This is a genomic window from Corynebacterium sp. UMB8791 (assembly GCF_054166365.1).
This window is the reverse complement of sequence record NZ_JBSZCG010000088.1, coordinates 1-308: the sequence shown is the minus strand read 5'-3', so window position 1 is coordinate 308 and position 308 is coordinate 1. Positions and strand designations below refer to the sequence as shown.

Sequence of the window (308 nt, the reverse complement as noted above, 5' to 3'; positions counted from 1 at the left end):
GGCTATATCTATCCTTATTAAGTTATTTCAAAATAACAAAGTAAAGAAAGATAATTTTATAAAAGATTATGGTCGGTTAAGATATATGGAAGTGTGTAGTAAGCCTTGTTATATTTTTAGTATCACGCTATCTTCAAAGGAAAGGAAAGAAAGGAAATTATTAAAAGCATTAAAAGTCTTTCAAAGTTTGAGATAACACGTATACTTAATGATTTTTACAGCTATCCATTGAACGAAATAAGGAATCGAATAATCATATTCTTAACAGCAATGTGGTTAGTGAAGGATTCATGCGTACAGACTAATAA

General features: G+C 28.2%; 1 protein-coding gene. It reads left to right on the top strand.

The genetic code is table 11. The features are described 5' to 3' along the window. Positions 1 to 196, top strand: a 196-nt coding sequence (locus ACXIUA_RS02405) for a hypothetical protein (protein ID WP_457976013.1), incomplete at its 5' end; no start/stop codon positions are given. Positions 197 to 308 lie beyond the last annotated feature (112 nt).